The following is a 23,939-nucleotide window of genomic DNA, read 5'->3' on the forward strand; positions in this document are numbered from 1 at the left end:
GTTATCTATTGTGTATCCTTCTGGTGCTTTTGTTTCTTTATAGTAGTAGTTTCCATATTCTAAGTTTTCAAATACTACTTTACCTTCTTTATCTGTCACACCTTTTTTAATTTCTTTTTTGTTACTATCAAATATTGTAAACTCTGTATTTGCTAGTACTTTCTTACTATCTTTTGAATCTTTCTTTGTTATCTCTATATTTCCTGTTATCTTATCATTCTTAACAACTAAGTTAACATCAGAATTGTCACTTAGCTTAATCTCAAATGTATATAAATTTTTATTTAGAATATATCCTTCTGGAGCCTTTGTCTCTACTGCTTTATACTTTCCTGGAGATAATTTTACATTTGCAATTCCATCTTTTCCCGTAGTTAAAGTGGTTATTTTCTTACCATCAAGATTTTGAATTTCAAATACAGCACCTTCTAAGACTTTATTTTTATTACTCGAATCAACTTTTTTAATAGTTAAGTTGTGATTAGATTGAGAATTTAATATATTGCCTAAATTTACGGTAGTTCCCAAGTTATTTTCACTTACAGTAAATTTAATTTCTTTATTATCTAATGTATATCCACTAGGCGCTTTAGTTTCTTTTAAATAATAATCTCCAGGCTTATCTATACTATATGAAACAACTCCATCTGTTCCACTCTTTAATGTAGCTATTATTTTTTTGTTGCTATCCATTAGTTCAAATGTAGCTCCTTCAAGAGGTGCTTTTGTTAAACTATCTAATTTTTTAGCTTTAAAGCTATACCCTTTCTTAGTTTCAACTTTATTGGTAGTCGAGTTATTTATTTTTGCAATATTATTTATAGTACTTCCATCATCAACTTTAGAAAAATCTGTTTTTATTTTTACTTGTAGTGGTTCTCCATATTCTATCTGTTTAATATCATTAGTTACATTTATTGTATTAGTAGATTTATCAATATTTACACTAAAATGTTTAGGTGCTTGTACATCTAAAATTTTAACTCTTGGATCTAACTTGTCTGTTAAATTTAAATATCCTTTATTAAAGTATCCATAACAGTCAAAATCTATTGTATAATTAACGATTTGACTATCGCCTTTTTTTAATGAGGTCTTATCCACAGTTTTTCTAGCATTTATAGCACCTGCGTTCATTTCATACCTAACTACATTACTTACTTCTTTAGAAGTTTTATCATAGCTTATTTTGGCATTATTAGTATAAGCTTTTTGCCTTTGAGTAACTTCTAAGTCATAATAAACTAAATAATGTTTATTTGTATCTCCGATGTTTAAAGTTAATTTATTATTTTCAAACTTTATTTTATCTTTTATTTGCTTTGTAACCCACTCAAAATTATCTGCTATATCATATGCTCCAACTCTTATACTTCCATCAACTAATTTCATTCCTGATGGTATAACATCTTCAACAATAGCATTTTTTATATCTTGGTTATTAGGGTTTATATCTAATGTATATGTAACTTTGTTATCATTTAAATTTACTATACCTACTGTATGTCCATTTTCATCTTTGGCAGTTTCATTAGTTCTACTATATTTTGATATAATTTTATCGTCATCTTTAGGTTTGACTATAGCTTTTGATGATATTTCTCCATCATGTTTAATTAAGCTTGCAATATTATCATATCTTGGCATTTGTTTTTTTATTATCAAATCATAACTTATTCTGTATTTATTTTGTGTAGTTCCAAAATTCACATAAAACTCATTACTCTGTAAGTTCATTTTACCTTTGAATTCAGATGTTACATTTCTTTCTTCTTGTCCATATTTAGTTTCATAAACTTTTATGGAATTTCTGACTAGTTCCATACCTTCTGGGATACTATCTTTTATATATGAATTATAGATATATCCATGCTTTTCATTTACATATATACTATACTGAACCTTTTTCCCTACTACTGGATTATTTATATTATTTATTAGAGTTCCATTTTCATAACCTTCATAGCCGTCTGGATTGTCTACTGATTTGTATATTTGTCTATCTATTATTTCTTCTGTTGGTGGATTTACTTCTTTTGGAGGATCAACTTCAATATCCATATACTGCACTGTTCCATTTAAATTCACTTCAACTCTCTGAGTTGTAGCAGATTCAACATTTTTAGCAGTAGCTTTTACACTCATATATCCTCCAATTGCATCATTTGCTCCTTCACTAAATACGGCAGTAACAGTTGTTCCATTTACTGTTACACTTTTAAAATGCTCCGGTGGATATTTGGGGCTTATATCTTTAAATACATCAGGTAATTCAAAAGTTATTACATCTCCATCTTTTATACTTCCTGGCCCATTTAAAGCTTCATAGTTTAAATTAAATTCAACTTGATCTCCTGAATCAACTTTACTCTTATTACTGGTTAATTTCAGTTTAATATTACTGTCAGCAAATACAGTTATACTTGGCGATATTATACTTAGTATCATATTTAGAATAATAACTAAGCTAAGTACCTTCCTGCCTTTCCTATCTTTCAAAAAATCACCTCTTTTTATTTTTTAAATTTGGAAATAAAAAAGGCTATACCTACAATTTGTAAATATAGCCGGTTGCATCACTAACTCCATATATTCCAGATGCCCAAATACAGAATATACTTCTTCGTCTCTAAATTATTAAGTTTTACTTTCAAATAAAAAAGGCTATACCTACAGTTTGTAAATATAGCCGGTTGCATCACTAACTCCATATATTCCAGATGCCCAAATACAGAATATACTTCTTCGTCTCTAAATCATTAAATTTTTACTTTCAAATAAAAAAGGCTATACCTACAGTTTGTAAATATAGCCGGTTGCATCACTAACTCCATATATTCCAGATGCCCAAATACAGAATATACTTCTTCGTTTCTAAATCATTAAATTAATTCACTTAATTTTACCAAATTTCGATATTTTTTGCAATCAAATTTATAGTTTATTAATCTAAATCGTATTGTCTCTCTTAACTTTAACAGGTTTCTTTTTTATGTATATTTGTTTATGTTTTTTTAAAAATATCTCACCTTTATAATTAAGTAAATCTACATAAGAGCATAGATCACTTATTTCAATAACTCCTATATCTTCATTTTTTATACCATCAATATTGCTAAAAGCTCCAACAATATCTCCAACTCTTATTTTTTTCTTTTTTCCAGCATTTAAATATATTTTAGTAACCTCACTATTTAACTTACTATCTTTTTTATTTATACGATTAGTTTTAAATAAATTTTTAGATTTCTCTTCAAACTTTCTTTTACCTAATTCTATACTCTCTTCATTTAAGTCCTTTAAATTTTCTATATTATATCCAATATATTCTTGTATATCATTTATAACACTCTCATCTTTTTCTGTTATAATAGTTATTGCTTGCCCATATTTGTCTTGTCTTCCAGTCCTACCTATTCTGTGTACATAATTTTCCTTATCTTTTGGAACATCATAGTTTATTACTAATGAAACATCATCTATATGTATTCCTCTACTTGCAACATCAGTGCTAACTAGTACATTATATTTTCCTTCCTTAAAATCTTTAATTACAAATATTCTTTTTTCTTGAGACATATCTCCATGGATTTGTGCTACAGAGAACTTATCTTGCTTCATCTTTTTATATAAATTACTAACTCTATCTTTTGTGTTTAAAAATATAATAGTGGTTTTTGGATTATTATAATATATTATATTCTTTAAACAATCATATTTTTTAATTGTTGTTGAATTTATTAATCTTTCTCTAATTTGAGGTTTATCTTTAGACTTATCATTTTTTATTTCTATAATATTTGGACTTTGTATATGTTTTTCGTAAACATATTTTATATCTTTATCTATAGTCGCTGAAAATAGACCAATATTACATTGTTTTGAAATCTTTTTAAATATAAACTCCATATCATCTATAAACCCTTTATTTAACATTTTATCAGCTTCATCTATAATTAAATATTTTAGATTTTTAATATCTATAGTTTCTCTTTTTATATGATCAATTACTCTCCCCGGAGTAGCCACAACAACATGAACTCTTTGTTTTAATTCATTTATTTGATCCTTTATAGGTTGTCTTCCAAATATAGCACTGCATCTAACTTTCTTAATTCTTCCTATATTAGATATTTCATCTTTTACTTGTATAGCTAATTCTCTAGTAGGAACAATAATCAATGCCTGAATACAGTTTTCTTCTATATTTATCATTTCACATATCGGTATTCCAAAACTAGCCGTCTTTCCACTACCTGTTTTAGACTTAACCACTATATTTTCGCATTTTATAAGCTTAGGTATAACCTCTTTTTGTACTTTTGAGGGTTCTTCATATCCCATGTTAAAAAGTGATTTTAATATATTTTTATCCAGGTTAAATTCATTAAATTTCGTTTTCATTATTACCACCTTATCTAAAATAAATTTCATTTTCATATAGTTATTTATTATAACACAACCTAGAACTTATATAACTTTTTAGCCATATATATAGTATACAGGGTTAATTGGAGGTGGTATTTATCTATACAAAAAAAGAATTTTTAGAATATATAAATGATTATTTAACTTGTTACAAACTCCAATCCAGCAAAAATAAATACTATCTAGAAACTATAAATTCAATAAATAAAATAATAAATGATATTCATAAAAGTTCAAATTATATTAATAGTTGTTCTACATTTTCCAACTTAGAAAATTCATATTGTATAACTCATAATATAAAAGCTGATTTAAAAAATGCTATGATTCTAGAGTATAAATTATTTACCAAATATATTAATAATATAAATAATATAGATTCATCATTTTCAAAACAAAATCTTCAAAATATATTAAGTTCTAAATTAGAAAGCTTTAATTTATATAAGTATCTGTATGATAACCTATTCTCAAGGGATAGTCAAAGTACAACCGAAATTTACTTTTGCGAAGAATTTTTCTTAGAAAATAATACTATAAATTTAATAATAAACAGTATAAAAAAAGATAAAAATATTTTATATCTAGATGGGTATATGATAAATTTAAAGAAAGTGCCTTTATCTAGTTTATTTAACTTTTATCTTGAACTACGAGATAATCGAGGTATAACATTTGCTAATAAATTATTTAAAAATATAGATATATGTGGAAATTTAGGTGTACTAAGATCTAAAAAAGTGCTTTTAACTTTTTTACCAACAGAATATGAATTATTTGGATCAGATTTAAGTAATATAACATGGTACTACACTTATGATTTTATATAAACAAATTTAATTTTACCTTTTTATCATAAATTTAAATTTTTAATAATAAGCTTCAATAAAACATATTTTTATACTATGATAAAAGGAGAGTACAAACATGTTCGAAATAATAAATTTTCCTTACAATAATAGACCTGTAGCTAGATTAGACAGTTACAATATAGTTCATAATCATCTATATCATGACTGTCCAGTTGGTAGAGTTTATGTAAACCTTATATATGATAATTTAGAAAATATTGTTGGAAGTGTTGATAATAATGGTCATGTATATTCTGTAGAATCTGATTCCCCTATAGGAAAAATCGATAGTAACGGTTTTATATACAAGAAAAATAAAGTCATCGGTAAAGTTAATTGTGATAAAAATTCATGCCCAAATCTAGCAGGAGGAGCATATCTAATATTAATTTACGATAAAAGATGAATTTAAAACAAAAGCAAGTTATTTGTATGATTAGCTTTTGTTTTATATCAATTTGTAACATTCAGATTATAAAATGCATTTTATTTCTATATATTCATATAAATAAAAAAAGGGCTTATAGAGCCCTTTAATTATGCTTTACTTGCAACAATGTTTGTGGAAAACTTTGCATAGTTCTTTGTTATCTTCTAGGATAGCAATTAATATTAACTCTTCTAAGCTAGGATGTCCACATGGCAAGCATCCACCATCTGCTAAAATTCTTAATATAGCATCTATACCTGGGTGTCCACATGGTAAATCTAAGTTTTCTAATAATTCTCTAACATATCTTCCTAAAAACCAATCTAAATCTTTATCACATTTATCTTTGCATGTTGGGAATTTAGTCCATTCGCAACATTGTGATTTATTGCAATTGCATATACACTTACATACGAACTTGTGATTATTATTTCCATCACAATTCCATTTTTTACAGTTATTTTTTTTATTGCAACTCATTAAATCAGCTCCCATATTAAATTATGGATAAACTTATCCATAATTTAATATATGATTAATATTTTTTTTTGACATTATTTTATATATATTTTTTTAATTCTACATAAATAGTCACAACTTTCACTAATTTTAATATATTAATTAAAAGAGATCTCTTTTAATTAATATACTGGAGGAATTTTATGCATAATAGGTCATTTTTATGTTGTAAATGCAGACGTTGTGGTAGATGTTTTTTCTTTTTTAAAATTTGTCCTAGATGTGGTTGCTGCAGACGCTGCTGTAAGTGTCACTGCTAGTTAAAAAGCTATCTCAAGTAATAGATATTAATTCTATCTTGAGATAGCTTTTTTTATTTAATAAAAATTTTAATTTCTGTTCCTAATCCAATCTTACTTCTAATTTTCACATCAAATTTATGCGCTTCCAAGATATCTTTAGCTATAGCCATTCCTAGTCCAGACCCTTTATGAGCCTCACCGGTATTAGTTCCTCTGTAGTATCTATCAAAGATTCTGTCTAAATCATCTTCTTTTATCCCTTTTCCATTATCTTTTATTGTTAAAATAGTATTTTTATCATCTTTATAATCTATGCTTACTTCTATATTCACATCTTTTTTATTATGTATAAGCCCATTATATACAAGATTATTTATAACTCGTTTAAACAACATTAAATCAATATCTTTCTCTATTACTTCTTTATTAGTATAAAATTCAATTTTACTATTTGAATATTTAGGGTCATTCAATATCTGAATTATGCAATCTTTTACTACTCTTACAATATTTACAGTTGATTTATTTAATACATTTTCACTACTTTTTAACTTCATTGTTAAATTTAAATCATCTACAAGTTCTTTTATATATTCGGATTTTTCATTGATTATAACTCCGTAGTCTTTTGCTTCTTCTCTATCTATATAGTAATCATCATCACTTAAAAGCTCTGCATATCCTTTAATTGATGATAGAGGAGTTTTAATATCATGTGAAATATTAGCAATCCATTCTTGCTTTAATTTATCTAATTTATTTCTTTCTATCTCATTACTTTTTAAGGTATCAGATAATTTATTTAGCTTTTTATACACACTTTGATATAATCCCTTTTCTTTGTAGAAAATCTCATACTTACCCTCTTCTAAATTTTCAACTCCTCGTATTATATTTTTTAATGGCTTAGTTAACCTTCTACTAAATATATATCCAACTATTATGGCTAATATTAAATCGATAAATAGTATAAGCCATATTATTTTTATTACAGTATTAGCTAAGTTTTTTGGATTATAAGTAAGTATATACTTTTGTAATTGATTTCTATCAAACCCAAGTATATAACTATACTCTTTATTATTTATAACCTTACTAGATACCAATACATTTTCTGCATCCTTACTATCAAATCCACCAGCATATTTATACCCATTTATAATTTCTACAGGAGTATGCTTTTTATTGAGAGCTTTTGGAGCATTATATCTATATACTTCCTTTGAATCTTCATCTAGTATCTGTATCCACATGTCATTTTTACGTAATAATTGTTTTCCTTTTTCATTAACTTCTATTTCATTATTTTTGATATTTATATATCTATTAAAATCTCTAGTAAATACTTCTCCTTCTTGCTTTGGAGTTTTAGAATTATTAAAAATAACAACTCCCATTATTCCTGATATATTTAGGATAGTGACTATCATAACTACACAAATTATACTTACTACATACTTTAAAGTTATTCTCAATTTCATTTTAGTTTTCCTTCAAAGTTAACTTGTAACCTAATCCTTTTATATTTTTTATGTGCTTAGGTTTTGATGGATTATCTTCTATTTTCTCTCTTAATCTCCTTATATGAACCATTATTGTATTGTCATATCCTATAAAATCATCTCCCCATACTTCATCGCAAAACTTTTCTTTGCTTATAATTTGTTCTAGATGTTTTGCCATATATAAAAACATTTTAAACTCTTTAGCTTTAAGCTCTATAGTTTTTCCATTTTTTTTGACTTCTACACTATCTTCATCTATTTCAAATGGTCCAAATACCAATTTTTCCTTTGTATCTTCATCTTTTTTAGTTTCTAACATAAGATTTTTTTTAAGATTCAATTTTATTCTAAGTGCAACTTCTTTTGGGCTAAATGGCTTTGTTATGTAATCATCTGCTCCTAATGCTAGTCCTAATACTCTATCCATTTCTTCAGTTTTAGCTGACAAAAATAGTACTGGAACTTGAGAGATTTGCCTAATTTCTTTAAAAACTTCATACCCCTCTTTATCCGGTAGCATAATGTCTAATACAACAATATCTATATCATTATTTTTAAATATATTTATAGCTTCATTTCCTGTTTCTGCTTTATATACATTTTTAAAACCTTCTTTATTTAATACAGTACCTAAAAGCTTTAATATATCTATTTCATCATCTACTAATAAAATATTTTTTTCCTTTATTGTTGTTTCCAATTAAATCACCTCCATAACATTTCTTTATATATATTACCCAATATATGTAATATTTACAAACAAAGCTACTTTAATAAATTTCTGCTTTTATATAAAAATAATAAACTATAGTTATATAACTATAGTTTATTATTTTTATTCTATCTATTTAAAAATTTTTTAAATACATATATATTAGCTAAAATTCCCATTAATAATATAAATATCAAAATAACATATCCTAAACTTATTATTCCTAGGTTTTGCCCAAATATCTGTATATTTCCCATATAATTTCCAATAAACATTTGTGGATTCATAAGTAAATCTATATAGTTTGAATAGCTAATTACACTTAATAAGTCTCTTGGTAAAAACTTAATTAAAGTAAGCAATTTACCAATTACTAAAAATACAGTTATTGAAACTATAGATTCAACTGAATTTTTACTTATAAAAGAAAATAAACTTGAAAATATACTTATACTTATAAATATAATAGTCATGGTCATTATATTTATAACAGTATAGGAGTTAATAGTCATTGGCTTTAATACTGCAACAACATCAACAATTCTATATGCTTGAAGATTTCCATTTAAGGGTTGCCCATATTGAGTATAGGTTATTGCTCCTACTACTATTAAATACATTAAATATATTAATATAGGCATTATTATAGCTAAATTAAGTTTAGAAAATAATGCTTTATATTTATTTTTACTAGATAAAATAATTGAATCTACATTAGATAGTTTTTCATCAGTGTATATACCTGAAAAAATATATATACATATGCCAACTATAATAAATCCAGAAAAAATATTACTTGCCCTAAAGTTAAAAACTTTATAAAAATTTATATCTTTGTATTCTTTACCTTCATCATTTTTTAATTTTTCTTTTGCCATATCTGACATTGACTTACTTAAGATATCAACATTTTTATTATTATTTATTTGTAAAGATTTAAGTTGATTAACTTTATCATCTAATTTACTATTTGCTATTACTGATTTTTCTCTTGTATCTTGAATATAATTTCCTTTATTATCTATATATGAATTTTCTGTTTCTAAATCAGGTTTTATAAAACTCATCATAGTGCATAAAAGCACTAAAATTATTCCTGATATTATTATTGATTTATTTTTTAGTAACTTTTTTATTTCCCAATTAAACATTTTTTACCTCCTAAAGATAATTTCATATTTCTAATGATTTGATTAATATAAACTAATGTAAAAATTATCTTTCTTGTAAAAAACCTTTATTTGTAAGTTTATATAATATATAACTTCCTAAAATAACTATAACTAAAAATACTACAAATGATATGGGTGATAATCCATACCTTACAAGTTCTGAGCTATACATTCCAAATAAAGGTGTATATCCAAGTATTTTTTCGCTTATAAAACTACTTGCTATATATGGTACTCCCATTATAATTCCACCTAAGAAAAATGGAACTATAGCCTTGTTGCTTATAGAAGATAACCATAATCCTAATTGAGCAAATAAAAATGATCCTAATATTATAGTAAAAGACATTATAACTAACATTTGTAAAACCGTTAAGTTTGATCCACTATTTCCAAAGTACCAAATGTTTTTTATAGGCATGTCTAGTCCTTTAAAATTATTTCCAACTATTATTTTTAAGCTCATAACTGCAAGCATAGATAAGTTTATTAAACTTGCAATAATTCCATAAGCTATACTTTTAGCTAAAACAATTTTATTTTTTCCATTTTTAGTACACTTTATTATAGACTCCATATTTGAACTATATTCTAATACAAAACTACCAGCAAATACACTAAACATTAATATTCCCATTAAAGGGGCTAACCCATAGAATTTACTAAATAAATCTCCATAACTATCTGCTAAACTAAAGTTTCTAACACTTATATATCCTAATAATAAAGATAATATCCAAAATACCATTAATCCTTTTTTCTTTATTATTTTTTTTAATTCTGAGTTTATAATATTATTCATTTTTATACCTCCCTAGCATCTTCTAAGTCAAAATAAAACATATAAACATCTTCAAATCTAGGCTCTATACTCTTAGCTTTAAAATCTGTTATTTCAATTTCACTTATAACTCTAAGTTCTATATCACTTATTCCACGTTGTATGTTAACTACTTTATATTTATTTTGTATCTTATAAACTTCATCTTCACTTTCAACTGTTATACTATAAACCTTACCTCTCATATCATCTAATATTTCTTTATGTGTTCCTTGAAGTAAAACTTTACCATCCTTAATCATAATAGTTTCTTTAGCAACCGATTCTATATCCGAAATTATATGAGTTGATAAAATTACTATTGTCTCCTTACCTATCTGAGATAATAAATTTCTAAATCTAGCTCTTTCTTGAGGGTCAAGCCCTGCTGTTGGCTCATCTAGTATAAGTACTTTAGGATCATTTAAAAGTGCTTGTGCTATACCAACTCTTCTTTTCATTCCGCCTGAAAATTTTGAAATAGCTTTATTTCTAACCTCATAAAGTCCTACTAAATTTAAAAGTTTGTCCGTTTTTATTTTAGCTTCATCTTTTCTCAATCCTTTAAGCGCTCCAATATATAATAAAAAGTCCTTCGCACTAAAGTTTTTATATGCATCAAAATCTTGTGGTAAATATCCAACTACCTCTCTATATTTATCATCTAAAGAATTTATATCTTTTCCGTTATAAAGTATTTTTCCACTAGTTGGACATTTAAGTGTAGCTATTTGTTTCATTAAAGTCGTTTTTCCCGCTCCATTTGGTCCAAGTAAACCATAAACTCCACTTTCTAGTGTTAAGTTTATATTTTCATTTGCATTTTTGTGTTTATATGATTTAGTTAAATTTACAATTTCTAATTTATTCATAATTACCTCCATATACTTAATTCGTTGTTATGTTTATATTATATGGAGGTAATCTTAATCCATTATAAACTCAATCTTAAATAATCCTTAAATAAATTAAAATAAAAAGTGAGGTTTAAAATTTTAAACCTCACTTTTTATTTTAATTTATTAATTTTTTTCTTATTACATGCTCTATTGAAGTTTTTTCTATATTGTGACTATCCGCTAAATAACTAGTTTCTATTATTGCATTACTATCTATTTCTAAAATATTTTTCTTTAATGTAGGATATGTGAATTTATCAGTTATACATAATATAACTTTAGATTTTTTACCTAAATATCCACCATAACCTTCTAAATAAGTTATTGAAATTCCAAGATTATTTATAATATGTTCTCCTATCTCCTTACTTTTGTTAGAAATTACAATTATAGACCTTCCTTGGTTAAAACCATCTAGTATAAGATCTACAAGTTTAGTCATTATATATATAATAGTCAATGAAAACATAGCACTTTCTATGCTAAATACTATTGCAGTTATAACTAAAACTATAATATTTATACTCATTAAAAATGTAGATACAGGTACCTTAAACTTTTGATTTGCCCAAATTGCTAACATTTCACTTCCATCTATTGCGCCTCCAAATTTAATAACTATTCCTGCTCCAAGACCAAGTGCTACTCCTCCATAAATAACTATAAGAAATTCTGATGTTGTTACAGGTGGTACAGGAGTTAATAAATATAAGAATATAGAAGAACATAGATTTGCCCATAATGTCTTAAATAAAAACATTTTATCAAATGATTTTGATGTAAATAGTAAAATAGGTATGTTAAATATAAGTAACAATATAAACATAGGTATATCTGTTAAGGAATGTATTATTACCGATAAAGCCGTTGTCCCACTGTCAACCATTCCATTTGGAGATAAAATTAATTCAAGTCCCATAGCTACAATTAAAGCTCCTATAGCTATCATTATTAGTTCATAAGTTATCCTCAGTTGTTTTCTTATCATATTAGTCACCTCTTACTTTTTATGATTTATATTTACTCTAAATACATGATACCTCAAATTAACAAAATATTCAAGAATTTTCTGATAATTGATTTTAAATATATATTAAGTTTCATACTTTCAACTTAATATATATTTATTTAAACTTACTTAATTATATCAAATGCAGTTCCATCTATATTTTTCATATCTATATTAAAAATTTTCATTATTGTAGGAGCTTCATCAACTAAATTACCTTTATTTAATATTACATTTTCTTTTATACTTGGTCCTTTAGCTATAAAAGGAGGTTTATCTCCTTTATGAGGAAGATGTCCATGTGTTGCTAAACAGTATTTATAATTGCTATTATCCACAGACTTACTTATATCACCACATACATCATTATTAAAAGCTATACCAGGCTTTCCTTCTAACACAAACTCTGCATCACAGTCTAATTTATATTGTTTTTTTAATTCATTTTTGTTAAATATTTTTTCTATCCCAAATTCTTCATACTCCATCATCTCTTTTAGTATGTCTTCTAAGTAACTTATGCACCCTTTATCTTTTACAATTATATGAGTAGAAATCCCGGCAGATTTACATATCGCTTTATAATCTATAATCTTTCCATTTTCATCTACATCTATTAATCCTTTTTCTTTTAATATTATGTTTGGACTTATAAGTTTATTTACTTCTAATTGTCCATGATCTCCAAGTATTATAAAATTAGTATCTTCGTACACCTTAACTTCTTTTAAGGCTTTTATTATTCGTCCTATCCACTCATCATATTTTGGAAAACAATTTATAACTTCTTTTTCATAAAGCCCATGCTGATGTCTTGTATGGTCTAAGTAGGCTAAATGAATTAACATTAACTCTGGTTTATATTCTTTTATTATATCTTCTGCACAACTAACCCCAAATTCATCTAAAAATGGTTCCCTATTCCAATTTATTATATGTGAATACTTAGGATATACAGTCTTCATAAGATGTTTGCTACAACTGTTGTCGTATACTTTAAAATGATCTTCATTTTCATCTTTAGTCCATATTTCAGCTATATTGTGATCTGATTTGCAACCTCCAGTAACTGGCCATAATATAGTTGATGTAGTTATATTATTTTTTTTAGCTAAATCTATAATAGTATCACATTTTATATCTTTACTATACCAATACCACTCTGGCATTTTTTCATTTAATTCTAATTTCTCATTATGCCCTATACCATGTTTATCTGGGTATACTCCACTTACTATAGTAGTGTGACATGGATAAGTTAGTGTTGGATATATACAGTTTATATTTTTTACTATAGATGCATTTTTTAATATTTTTTTAAAATTAGGTAATTCTTCTAAAAACTTTATGTCGCTAGTAAATAAAGAGTCAATTGATATTACTACTGCTCTACTCATTTTTTATTCTCCTAAATTTATAATTTTATATAACCATGATATTATTTTGTTATTTTATGGTTATATAAAATTATAACATAAATTTTGAATGTTTTTTCAACAGGGCGGTATATCTATTAATTTAACTTTATATCATATATTTTTTCAAAGTAACTTGTAATACAATATAGTAAATGCTATACTATATTCATTCTATATTGTATAGCAAGATAGCTTAATTATTTAGGAGGTCATTATGAATTCAACTCAAATGTTAAAAGGTATACTTCAGGGCTGCCTTCTTGCTATAATTTCAGAAGAAGAAATTTATGGTTATGAGATGGTAAAAAAGCTAAAAAAATATGGATTTGATATGGTTAGTGAAGGCAGTATATATCCTTTACTTATTAGAATGAAAAAAGAAGATTTAGTAACTACCATAACAAAAGCTTCTGCTAGTGGCCCTAAAAGAAAATATTATTTAATAACAGATAAGGGGCGTGAACAACTTTTATCGTTTATAAAAGATTGGGAGAATCTTTCATTATGTGTAGAGAATCTTTTAAAGAATAACAGAAATTTACAAGGGAGATGATTTATATGAGTCTATCAAAAGAAGGAGAAAAATTTATATTAGATCTTAATGCTTATTTAGTAGCCTCAGGCAAAAACGAAGAAGAAATTAAAGAATTTATAGAACAAGCAGAAGATCATCTAGAATTGGGAGAAAAAGAAGGAAAAACTGTAGAAGATATATTCGGATGTTCCCCTATGGAATATGCAAAATCAATTGAAAAAGAACTTTCCTTTGATAAAAAAAGTATTCTTTCAATAGGATTACTTGTTTTATTTTTTATTTTTACATGGACTTTTTTAAATAATCTGTCTGAAACAGTACCGTCTTATTCATTATTGGAAGCGGTTGGAATTCCAATTATATTCCTTTTATCTATATCATTAGTAATATATTCATTTAGAAAGTTTGCTTTCGATGATCAAAAACTTAAAGTAATTAGTTTATCAGTGTTCGTTTTTCAGGTTTTAGCATTTATCGTTATTGGTTTAATTTCAAAAGATATGCCAAAAGTAATTATACTTACAGATAGTTTAATAAAAATTTTAGTACTTTTACTTTTATTTATATCTATTTTAGTTGGAATTAAATCTAAATCATTAATTTATACTCTATTACCATTTATAATGAATTTAACTGGTATTTTAAATCATACAACAAGTCTAAACTTAAATAATGAAAGCTCCTTAGCATTTACTATACTTGGAATTTTAATATTTATAGTTGATACTAAATTTAGAACAAAAGAAATTAATAAATAAAAGAGAGGATTCATCCTCTCTTTTATTTATTAACTTCTCGAATTCTCAAGCATGTTATTTGTAGTATGTAAAAATTTTTTAACCTTTATTTTTTATGTTAATAATCTTATACTTAATAAAGTTTTATTTAATACATTTTTATTTAAACCTTTTAACCTTAGTATATATCTATTTTTTATAATAATATAAATATTCTTTTCTTCAAATTTCCTATTTAATTCATCTCTAATTTAATACTTTCTTAAACATGTTAAATTAAAATTTAACATGTTCTTAACAAAAGATGTCGAATTTTCTGTTAATATGTTAGCGTACATAAAAAAAGTAAGAATTGCGAAAATAAGAAAATAAACTTTTTTTGAGGAGGCGACAATTTTGTCTATATTTATAAGTCTTATTGGAGGCCTAGGATTATTCCTTTATGGAATGAACTTAATGGGTGAAGGTCTTCAAAAGTCAACAGGACCTAAACTAGAAAAGGCAATAGAACTTTTAACTAGTAATGTAGTTATGGGTGTTTTAGTAGGAGCTGTTGTTACAGGAATCATTCAAAGTAGTGGTGCAACTACAGTAATGGTAGTTGGATTTGTTAATGCAGGTATAATGACATTATATCAAGCAATTGGAGTTATAATGGGTGCAAACATAGGTACAACTGTAACAGCTCAGTTAGTATCTTTTGATGCTAGCATTTTCTCATCAATAGCACTTGGAATAGGAATAGTATTATATATGATTGGTTGTAAATCTAAACCAAATCTTAAAAATATATCAGAAATACTTATAGGTTTTGGTATCCTATTTATAGGTATGGAATTTATGAAAGATGCAGTTGCTCCTTTATCTCAGTATGAAGGCTTTAGAAGTTTATTAGCAAGCCTTGCAAATCATCCTTTATTAGCATTACTTGCTGGTTTTGCAATGACAACTTGTTTGCAAAGTTCAAGTGCATCTATGGGTATACTAATAGCTTTATCATCTCAAGGTTTAATGCCATTAGCTGGAGCATTACCAATATTATATGGTGATAATATTGGTAGTTGTACAACTTCACTTATATCAAGTGTCGGAGCAAATAAAAACGCTAAAAGAGCAGCATTAATGCATTTATGTTTTAATGTTATAGGAACTATGTTATTTATGATAGTACTTAATAAGCCTATTTCTATGATAGTTACTTATTTAGATCCAACAGATACAGCTAGACAAATAGCAAACTCTCACACATTATTTAATATAATTAATGTTATTTTATTACTACCATTCTCTAAATATATCGTTAAGTTAGTTATGCTACTTATACCCGATAAAAAAGATGAAGAGGATGAATATGATAGTCGTATTACAAAATACTTAGATGAAAGAATGTTAGAAACTCCATCTATCGCTTTTGGTAATACAATAAGAGAAACACTTAGAATGGGTAATAAAGCTAAAAAAAGTTTTACTTGTTCTATGAATGCGTTACTTGAAAGATCAGAAGATGATGCAAAAACAACTTTTGAAAAAGAAAAGATTTTAAATGAGCAACAAAGAAAAGTATTAGATTATTTAATTAAATTATCAAATAGAACTTTAGATGATAAAATGAGATTTTCACTTGACTTATTGTTCCATACTGTAAATGATATAGAAAGAGTTGGAGACTTGTCAGAAAATATAGCTGAGTTAGCTGAAGTAGCTATACAAAATAAAACAAAAATTTCAGATAGTGCTAAATCTGAATTAATAGATATATATAGTAAAGTTTTAGATGCTTATGAGCTTTCATTAGACGCAATGAAACAAAATAATAGTACTCTAGCAAATGATGTATTAAAAATAGAAGACGAAGTTGATGCTTTAGATAAATTATATAGAGCTAAACATATGAATAGATTAAATTCTCATTCTTGTAGTATTGATTCCGGTATTATGTATTTAGATTTATTAACTAATTTAGAAAGAATATCTGATCACTCTGCAAGTATAGCAAAAAGAGTTATAAAAATTAATCAAACAGCATAAAAATTAAGCCATACAAATTAAATTTGTATGGCTTTTTTACTTTCAACTTTATTAAAATAATAGTATAAAATTTAATAAAGTCTTATACTATAATCACTATTCTACATATTATATATTAAGTTTAAATATATGGGTGGTGTTTAAAGTGAAAGTATCAAAACTTTTAGAAGTTAAATATATTGATATTGATGGGGATTCTGAAATTGAAAAAATAAGTTTAATAGGCCATATTTCTGATGGAAATAGTTCTTATATACAAAGTCTTGAACTGGTAATAGAAAAATATAATACTATTAATAAAGTTTTTAAAATACCTTTTAAAGGTTATTCGCCTAAATTATTTATTTGCAATCTATTTAAAAGCTATAAAAATCAAATTTTAATAATCGGCCAATATAATAATATTAAAGAATTTGGAATACTAAGAATATATAACTACAATAATGATAATTTAGACTTATTAGTTGATGATGAGACTTTAGCTATTCAAATAAATTGTTATGCTACTTTAGAAGAATCAAATAAGATTTTAGTTTCATGTTTAGAGTCTAACAAAAGATTTATAGTTGATATTAATGAAAAAAAACATGATAAATTCACTCCTATTGTATCTGATATAAGTGTTATTCATCCAATAATTAATCCTTTTGAAAGTTTTTATAGTCTACAAATTCATCAAAATGTCTTATATGCTTCTAATTTAGATACAATTGCTACACTTGAAACTATAGTTTCTGTTGATGAAAAAGGAAGATCAACTATTAAAAATCAAAGTCTATTACAATATGGAAATTTCATAAATAAAAAGTAGGGATTTATATCCCTACTTTCCTACATGATAACTTTATCTATTGCTTCTTTAATATTTACAGATTTATGATCATCGACCTTGACAACTTCTCCCTCCCAAGTCCTTATCATTATATAATCGCTTCCTTTAGATATTAAATATTGAGGCAATAATGGAGTTTTTCCTTTTCCTTTTGGTGCATTTATTATATATGTAGGTATTGCCATACCTGAAGTATACCCTCTTAAATACTCCATAATTTCCATTCCCTCATCTACTGAAGTATTAAAATGACTAGTTCCCTTTACATGTTTACTATGGAATATATAGTATGGTTTTACCCTAACTTTAAGCAACTCATGATTTAAGGCCCTCATTAAATATTTATCATTATTAACTCCATTTAAAAGCACTGCCTGATTTCCTAAAGGTACTCCACTATTTGCTAACTTTTCACAAGCTTCTTTTGTTTCTTTTGTTATTTCCATTGGATGATTAAAGTGAGTATTTATATATATAGGATGATATTTTTTAATCATATCACAAAACTCATCTGTTATTCTTTGTGGCATCGTAACTAACGTTCTACTTCCTAATCTTATATAATCCACATGTTTTATGCTTCTAAGTTCACTTATTATCCACTCTAACATACTGTCATTTAATGTTAATGGATCTCCTCCTGTTATAAGAACATCCCTTATCTCTTCATTATTTCTTACATAGTCAATAGATTCTTTTATAATATCTCTACTCTTTTGACAATCTTCTTGTCCAATATTTCTTCTACGTTGGCAATGTCTACAGTACATAGCACATTCATTAGTTACATTTATAATTAATCTATCCGGATATCTTCTTGTTATACTTCCTGCAGGATTTGTAAACTCTTCTCCCATTGGATCTAGATCACTTATTTCATCATCTAATTCAATATATGTTGGAATTGACATTAATTTAATTGGATCATATAAATCATTAGGATCTATCAGACTTAAATAATACGGAGAAATAGCCCATCTAAATTGACTTTGTACCTCTCTTATACTATCTATTTCTTTTTGTGTTAAATTTAATATTTTAGCTAAAGTATCTACATCTGTTATTCTATTTGATAATTGCCATTTATAATTATTCCAATCTGATTCACTTGCACCTAAAATATTTAATATACTATTTTTACGTTTATTAATTTGCTCTTCTTGTTCCAACCCTTTAGGTATACTATCTTTTATTTTTATATAGTCTTCGATTCTTGACTTTAATTCCTTTGCTCTTTCTAATGAAACTCTATTCTTCTCATCCATATTCATTCAACTAAGGCCTTTTACCTTAGTATCCCCCTTCCCCATTTGAATTGTGTATATTTTAACATCTATATTGAACCTTCTCTTGCATATCGTTTTCCTATTGAAGTATATTCTATCATATTGCGCCTTACTTTTCAATAAATTCTGAAAATTATATACAAAAAATGCCTTATTTCTTAAAATAAGGCATTTTGTATATAGTTTTATAATTCTATCTCTTTTATAACTTCAACTCCATTTTGTATCATACTATTAAGAAATACTATATTCATAATCTCTGCATTATGAATATTATCAATATGATAAGTATCTACCAAATTCATAGGAACAATAATATTTTTATCTATATTATTTTGATTAAAGTAAGCTTTTAATGTTACTACAAACTGATAAATACAAATATCTGTACAGTCTCCAACAACTATTATATTATCTATATTTTTAAAATTTTTATCTTCTAAGCAAAAAAATCCATTTGTTGAATTCTTAGGTATAACCTTTAGATTTTTAATAGTACTTATTTCATCTACAATTTTGCTTTCATAATCATTTTCTAAACAATGCGTTGGATAACTTCTCAATTCAATTGAATCTTTATTATGGCTATCTGTAAAAGCTATTATTTCACAATTTTTTGCTTCTAAAATTTTGGCCAGATTAGTTATAGGATTTATTAAAGCTTCTACTCTATCTGAATAAAGTGCTCCTTTTTTTGCAAATCCATTATTCATGTCAATTATAAAAAGCATAGTTTTACTTAAATCTAATTCATTTATTTTTTTGCTTTTTAATTTTTCTAGATTAAATTTCATATTCTCAAATTCTTTTGTTAATAATTCCATACTTCCCCCTATAAAACGTTTTTTTATATAATATCAAAATTTTATTAGAACTTCAATTATTCAATATTTTTATTAGAAGTATACTGTGCTTTTTACAATTTGTAAATCTGTCTTTCCATTATTAACTATATTTAAATTTTCAACTTCATTTATTTTTATTTTTATAATTACAACTTCTCCATTTTGAATTTCCAAACTTCTTTTATTTTGAATTTCAATATTAAAACTATTATTTAAACTATATATACAAATAAACTTATATTTATATTTTTTATCTACATAATCTTCATTTAACTTTATCTGCGTTTTTGATTTAATATATATATGTTCTAGCTCTCCTATACAATTATTGGTTGTCATAAGATTAAAATCAATACCTTTTCCATAACTTATAGTATCTAGTTCTCCACTAAATGTATGTATATCAAATTTATCTAAATTTACTTCTTCACAATTTTCATGTTTTAAGATTAAATTTCCATCTAGTAACATTAATTTTCTTTGTATATTTGGAAGTTTAGTAAATTTAGATTTATCTATTTCAATAGTTGAACAACTTATCCTCCATTTAAAGTTTCCCTTTTCATAAGATGAGTTTTCAGGGTATATGTATAGCTGAGTTGTTTCTCCTCCATCCCATCTACTTACTCTTTGACCTTCTTTTTTTATAACTTTTATATTATAAGACAAGTTTTTACCCCCTATATAATTAATAGTTTTACTTAGTTAAATTATATAGTAAAAATTTTAATTATATGAGTAAGTAAATATATTTATTAATTAAAATAACAGCAAGGTTAACCCTGCTGTTATTTTAATTAATATCTAGCTCTATCTATACTTCCAAGAGCGATATGAGCTACTCCTGCTCCAACTAAAAGTGCCCCTGCCATATTCTTATAATCATTTTTTTTGAATTTATGATTTTTATTTTGCTTAGCATCTAAAGCAAGTCCTGCTGTAGTAACTGCTGCTCCTAAAACTATCGGTACCATGCCTTTTTTCATGTTAAATCCTCCTGTATTATAAGAATGTTTTTGAGCTATAATATATATAGCTACAAACTTATATTGCTCGTATATAAATTTTTAATTCGGAGTAAATTTTTCATGTTTTACCTTAAACTAATTAGAGTAAAATAAAATTATTTATAATTTTTTTTAGGAGGAATCTATGAGGTACGTAATAGTTTCAGTAACTAAAGGAATTGCAGGAGAATTTAATAATAATTTAAGAAAAGATATATTTAAAAAGTTTCAAGTTAAGTCATCTAAATTACCTGCTCACTTTACTGTAAAATCCCCATTTGAATGTGATAATATATCAAGTTTAGAAAATACTTTAAAATACTTTTGTGAAAATAATAAATCAGCCCCATATAAAGTCATAGGTTATAATAACTTTGATAATAGAGTTATATATATGGAAGTATTTATGAGTAACTCTGGAAAAATAACTCATGATAAACTAATTGATGAATTAAGTAAACTAAGTTATATAAATTTTTCAGATCATGATGGTAAAGACAAAGTGTTTCATATAACTGTAGCTTCTAAAAAGATACAAAAAAACTTTATCAAAATATATAATTACGTAAAAGATATAGATTGTCACTTTGAATGTTCATTTGATAATATAAGCATTTTTAAGTGGGAAAATAATACTTGGGTATTACATAAAGAGTATTTACTTAAATAAAAAAGGAAGTCTTAAGGCTTCCTTTTTTATTTAACATTCTACTTCGCTTAGTTCAAAGTAATTATTTTCATCACTTTCAAAACTTATTCGTTTGTTTTTACTATTTTTATCTTTTAATTTAAAGTTTTCAATAAGTGATTTTAATGTCTGAGCTTGTCCACTTAACTCTTCACTAGCTGCAGCACTTTCTTCTGATGTTGCTGAGTTAGTTTGAACTACACTTGAAATCTGTTCTACACCTAATGTTACTTGGTTTATAGCCCCAGCTTCTTCTTCTGATGCTTTTGCAATTGCATCTACTATAGATGTTGTTTCATTAGTTGTTTTTATTATTTTTTGTAAAGACTCGGCTGTATTATCTACAATTTCAGTTCCTTTAGTAACTGCTTCTATAGAATTTTCAATAAGTGTTGCAGTGTTTTTAGCTGCTTCTGCTGATTTCGCAGCAAGATTTCTTACTTCATCTGCTACAACTGCAAATCCTTTACCTGCTTCTCCTGCACGTGCAGCCTCTACTGCAGCATTAAGTGCTAATATATTTGTTTGGAAGGCTATGTCATCTATTGTTTTTATTATTCTACCTATTTCATTTGATGTAAAAGATATCTCCTCCATAGCTTTAACCATTTGTTTCATTTGTTCGTTTCCTGCCTTAACCTGGCTTGCAGCATTTAAAGTTAAGGAATTTGCTTTTTTAGAATTATCTGCAGTGTCCTTAATTTTATTAGAAATTTCCATTATAGTTGCAGATAATTCTTCTATTGAACTTGCTTGTTCTGTAGCTCCCTGTGCTAACATCTGTGATCCACTTGATACTTGTTCTGAAGCTGCGCCTACCTCGTCAGAAGCTATATTTATTTGTAACATTGTATCACTTAAATCATTAGTTATTCTTGAAACAGAGTTTTCAATATGTTTAAATACCCCTATATATTCTATTTCAGGCTCTACATCAAAGTTTCCAGATGCAACTTCTCCTAATACACGAACTGCATCTGTTATAATATCCTTAGTTTTACTACTCATTTTACGCATACTATTTGATAGTGAACCTAATTCATCTTTTGATTCATAACTAATATTAATATCGAAGTCACCTTCTGCCATCTTATTAGCAGCTGTCTCAATTTCTTCAATTGGTCTTTTTAAACTTCTTGTTATGAATATACACACTACCACTCCAATTATAATAGTAAGTATACTAATAACTATAGCTGTAATAGTAGCTTTTGCAGATGTATCTTGGACACCTTTATTAAATTTAATTCCACTAGCTTCAGCTTCATCATTTAATATCTTAGAGTCATCTACACATTTATTGTATGCATTAAAATATGCTGTATTTGGCTTAGTTATCTCTATAGCATTATTGTAATCACCTTTTTCTAGTAGAGCAAAGACTTTATCACATTCTTGTTTTAGAGTATCTACTGAAGTGTGAAGATTTTCAACTAGTTTTTGATCCCCTCCAAAAGATTCTTTTATAACATCTATTCTTTTATAAATACTATCAAAGTCACTCATAGTCTTAGCTTTATATTGAGCAACATCCTTTTCCATAATTGCATTTCCAAGCATTCTTCCAACTGAAACTAAATCTCTGCGAACCCCCATAGTCTCAGTTGTTGACTGGTATGGTCCCGTAAATAATTGATGAGATAACTTTTCAGACTGTCTAAGTTTAGATATAGTGTAAAAACTTGTAAAAGCTGTAAGCATTAATAAAATAGCAAAAGCTATACTAAGCTTTCTACCTATTTTTAAATCTTTCATAAATATTCCTCCCCATAGTTGTATTTATTTTATTGACTTCCTTAATACTTATATCCATATTTCAAGCTTTTGTAATTGTTTTCCTGAAAACTAAATTTTTAAATGTTACCAAGCCTTTCAATTATTTTTTAAACACAATAACTTTCAATAGATATAATTTATGCACTCATTATACGGATAAATATCGTTTTACTTTATATTTTATTTATTACATTTTTAAA

At 25.9% G+C, this 23,939-nt stretch carries 22 protein-coding genes and 3 riboswitches; of the genes, 7 read left to right on the forward strand and 15 right to left on the reverse strand.

The annotated features are described in order from the left end of the window. Together ATCC9714_RS11315 and ATCC9714_RS11320 are read right to left on the reverse strand one after the other, a co-directional pair. A partial coding sequence (locus tag ATCC9714_RS11315; protein ID WP_280136262.1) for a SpaA isopeptide-forming pilin-related protein occupies positions 1 to 2,499 on the reverse strand: 2,499 nt, incomplete at its 3' end. Between the two features lie 57 nt (positions 2,500 to 2,556). Further along, positions 2,557 to 2,640, reverse strand: a riboswitch (cyclic di-GMP riboswitch). A 38-nt stretch (positions 2,641 to 2,678) separates the two neighbouring features. Further along, a riboswitch (cyclic di-GMP riboswitch) is annotated at positions 2,679 to 2,762 on the reverse strand. A gap of 39 nt (positions 2,763 to 2,801) precedes the next feature. Beyond that, positions 2,802 to 2,885, reverse strand: a riboswitch (cyclic di-GMP riboswitch). Between the two features lie 64 nt (positions 2,886 to 2,949). Continuing rightward, positions 2,950 to 4,404, reverse strand: a complete 1,455-nt coding sequence (locus tag ATCC9714_RS11320) for a DEAD/DEAH box helicase (protein ID WP_057545691.1) — start codon at positions 4,402 to 4,404, stop codon at positions 2,950 to 2,952. Positions 4,405 to 4,517: 113 nt separating this feature from the next. On the opposite strand from ATCC9714_RS11320, the gene ATCC9714_RS11325 reads away from it, so the two are divergent. After that, positions 4,518 to 5,258, forward strand: a complete 741-nt coding sequence (locus ATCC9714_RS11325; RefSeq protein ID WP_057545690.1) for a hypothetical protein — start codon at positions 4,518 to 4,520, stop codon at positions 5,256 to 5,258. Positions 5,259 to 5,355: 97 nt separating this feature from the next. Next, positions 5,356 to 5,685 carry a hypothetical protein gene (locus ATCC9714_RS11330; protein WP_021128060.1) on the forward strand — a complete coding sequence of 110 codons (330 nt, stop codon included), beginning with the start codon at positions 5,356 to 5,358 and terminating at the stop codon, positions 5,683 to 5,685. Between the two features lie 138 nt (positions 5,686 to 5,823). Here ATCC9714_RS11330 and ATCC9714_RS11335 read toward each other — a convergent pair whose 3' ends face one another. The 8 genes from ATCC9714_RS11335 to ATCC9714_RS11370 form a co-directional block, all read right to left on the reverse strand. Continuing rightward, the gene (locus tag ATCC9714_RS11335; RefSeq protein ID WP_038293373.1) at positions 5,824 to 6,189 is read right to left on the reverse strand and encodes a hypothetical protein; all 366 of its coding nucleotides are present in this window, start codon (positions 6,187 to 6,189) and stop codon (positions 5,824 to 5,826) included. Between the two features lie 352 nt (positions 6,190 to 6,541). After that, entirely contained in the window at positions 6,542 to 7,951 is a 1,410-nt protein-coding gene (locus tag ATCC9714_RS11340) for a HAMP domain-containing sensor histidine kinase (RefSeq protein WP_057545689.1), read from the reverse strand. A 1-nt stretch (position 7,952) separates the two neighbouring features. Then, positions 7,953 to 8,675: a response regulator transcription factor gene (locus tag ATCC9714_RS11345; protein ID WP_057545688.1), complete on the reverse strand. Its 723-nt coding sequence runs from the start codon at positions 8,673 to 8,675 to the stop codon at positions 7,953 to 7,955. Between the two features lie 140 nt (positions 8,676 to 8,815). After that, the gene (locus tag ATCC9714_RS11350; RefSeq protein WP_057545687.1) at positions 8,816 to 9,838 is read right to left on the reverse strand and encodes a hypothetical protein; all 1,023 of its coding nucleotides are present in this window, start codon (positions 9,836 to 9,838) and stop codon (positions 8,816 to 8,818) included. A 64-nt stretch (positions 9,839 to 9,902) separates the two neighbouring features. Beyond that, positions 9,903 to 10,661: an ABC transporter permease gene (locus ATCC9714_RS11355; protein WP_057545686.1), complete on the reverse strand. Its 759-nt coding sequence runs from the start codon at positions 10,659 to 10,661 to the stop codon at positions 9,903 to 9,905. A gap of 2 nt (positions 10,662 to 10,663) precedes the next feature. Further along, positions 10,664 to 11,551 carry an ABC transporter ATP-binding protein gene (locus ATCC9714_RS11360; RefSeq protein ID WP_055328300.1) on the reverse strand — a complete coding sequence of 296 codons (888 nt, stop codon included), beginning with the start codon at positions 11,549 to 11,551 and terminating at the stop codon, positions 10,664 to 10,666. 142 nt (positions 11,552 to 11,693) lie between these two features. After that, positions 11,694 to 12,566, reverse strand: coding sequence for a YitT family protein (locus ATCC9714_RS11365; RefSeq protein ID WP_021124517.1), 873 nt, complete (start codon positions 12,564 to 12,566; stop codon positions 11,694 to 11,696). 146 nt (positions 12,567 to 12,712) lie between these two features. Further along, a complete protein-coding gene (locus tag ATCC9714_RS11370) occupies positions 12,713 to 13,984 on the reverse strand; it encodes an alkaline phosphatase family protein (protein ID WP_057545685.1) in 1,272 nt (423 codons plus the stop codon). 235 nt (positions 13,985 to 14,219) lie between these two features. Between ATCC9714_RS11370 and ATCC9714_RS11375 the strand changes: the two genes are divergently transcribed. The 4 genes from ATCC9714_RS11375 (at position 14,220) to ATCC9714_RS11390 (ending at position 18,116) form a co-directional block, all read left to right on the forward strand. Then, a complete protein-coding gene (locus ATCC9714_RS11375; RefSeq protein ID WP_021124521.1) occupies positions 14,220 to 14,558 on the forward strand; it encodes a PadR family transcriptional regulator in 339 nt (112 codons plus the stop codon). Positions 14,559 to 14,563: 5 nt separating this feature from the next. Beyond that, positions 14,564 to 15,298 (forward strand): DUF1129 family protein, encoded by a 735-nt coding sequence (locus tag ATCC9714_RS11380; protein ID WP_057545684.1) that lies wholly within the window; start codon positions 14,564 to 14,566, stop codon positions 15,296 to 15,298. 375 nt (positions 15,299 to 15,673) lie between these two features. Further along, complete coding sequence (locus tag ATCC9714_RS11385) at positions 15,674 to 17,305, forward strand: Na/Pi cotransporter family protein (protein ID WP_054630643.1); 1,632 nt, start codon at positions 15,674 to 15,676, stop codon at positions 17,303 to 17,305. A 145-nt stretch (positions 17,306 to 17,450) separates the two neighbouring features. Next, positions 17,451 to 18,116, forward strand: coding sequence for a hypothetical protein (locus ATCC9714_RS11390; protein WP_057545683.1), 666 nt, complete (start codon positions 17,451 to 17,453; stop codon positions 18,114 to 18,116). 20 nt (positions 18,117 to 18,136) lie between these two features. Here the strand turns inward: ATCC9714_RS11390 and eam are convergent, their stop codons facing one another. From eam to ATCC9714_RS11410, 4 genes are all read right to left on the reverse strand, one after another. Next, positions 18,137 to 19,402 (reverse strand): glutamate 2,3-aminomutase, encoded by a 1,266-nt coding sequence (eam, locus tag ATCC9714_RS11395; protein ID WP_155485702.1) that lies wholly within the window; start codon positions 19,400 to 19,402, stop codon positions 18,137 to 18,139. Between the two features lie 206 nt (positions 19,403 to 19,608). Continuing rightward, the gene (locus ATCC9714_RS11400; protein ID WP_057541088.1) at positions 19,609 to 20,247 is read right to left on the reverse strand and encodes a cysteine hydrolase family protein; all 639 of its coding nucleotides are present in this window, start codon (positions 20,245 to 20,247) and stop codon (positions 19,609 to 19,611) included. 72 nt (positions 20,248 to 20,319) lie between these two features. After that, positions 20,320 to 20,937, reverse strand: coding sequence for a HutD family protein (locus ATCC9714_RS11405; RefSeq protein WP_057574344.1), 618 nt, complete (start codon positions 20,935 to 20,937; stop codon positions 20,320 to 20,322). Positions 20,938 to 21,065: 128 nt separating this feature from the next. Next, positions 21,066 to 21,254 (reverse strand): hypothetical protein, encoded by a 189-nt coding sequence (locus tag ATCC9714_RS11410; protein ID WP_021124533.1) that lies wholly within the window; start codon positions 21,252 to 21,254, stop codon positions 21,066 to 21,068. 166 nt (positions 21,255 to 21,420) lie between these two features. Between ATCC9714_RS11410 and ATCC9714_RS11415 the strand changes: the two genes are divergently transcribed. Then, complete coding sequence (locus tag ATCC9714_RS11415) at positions 21,421 to 21,945, forward strand: 2'-5' RNA ligase family protein (protein ID WP_057545680.1); 525 nt, start codon at positions 21,421 to 21,423, stop codon at positions 21,943 to 21,945. A 30-nt stretch (positions 21,946 to 21,975) separates the two neighbouring features. On the opposite strand, the gene ATCC9714_RS11420 is transcribed toward ATCC9714_RS11415, so the two are convergent. Beyond that, positions 21,976 to 23,718 carry a methyl-accepting chemotaxis protein gene (locus ATCC9714_RS11420; RefSeq protein ID WP_057541091.1) on the reverse strand — a complete coding sequence of 581 codons (1,743 nt, stop codon included), beginning with the start codon at positions 23,716 to 23,718 and terminating at the stop codon, positions 21,976 to 21,978. Positions 23,719 to 23,939: the final 221 nt, after the last annotated feature.

This window comes from Paraclostridium sordellii, from assembly GCF_000953675.1.
Lineage (GTDB): Bacteria > Bacillota > Clostridia > Peptostreptococcales > Peptostreptococcaceae > Paraclostridium > Paraclostridium sordellii.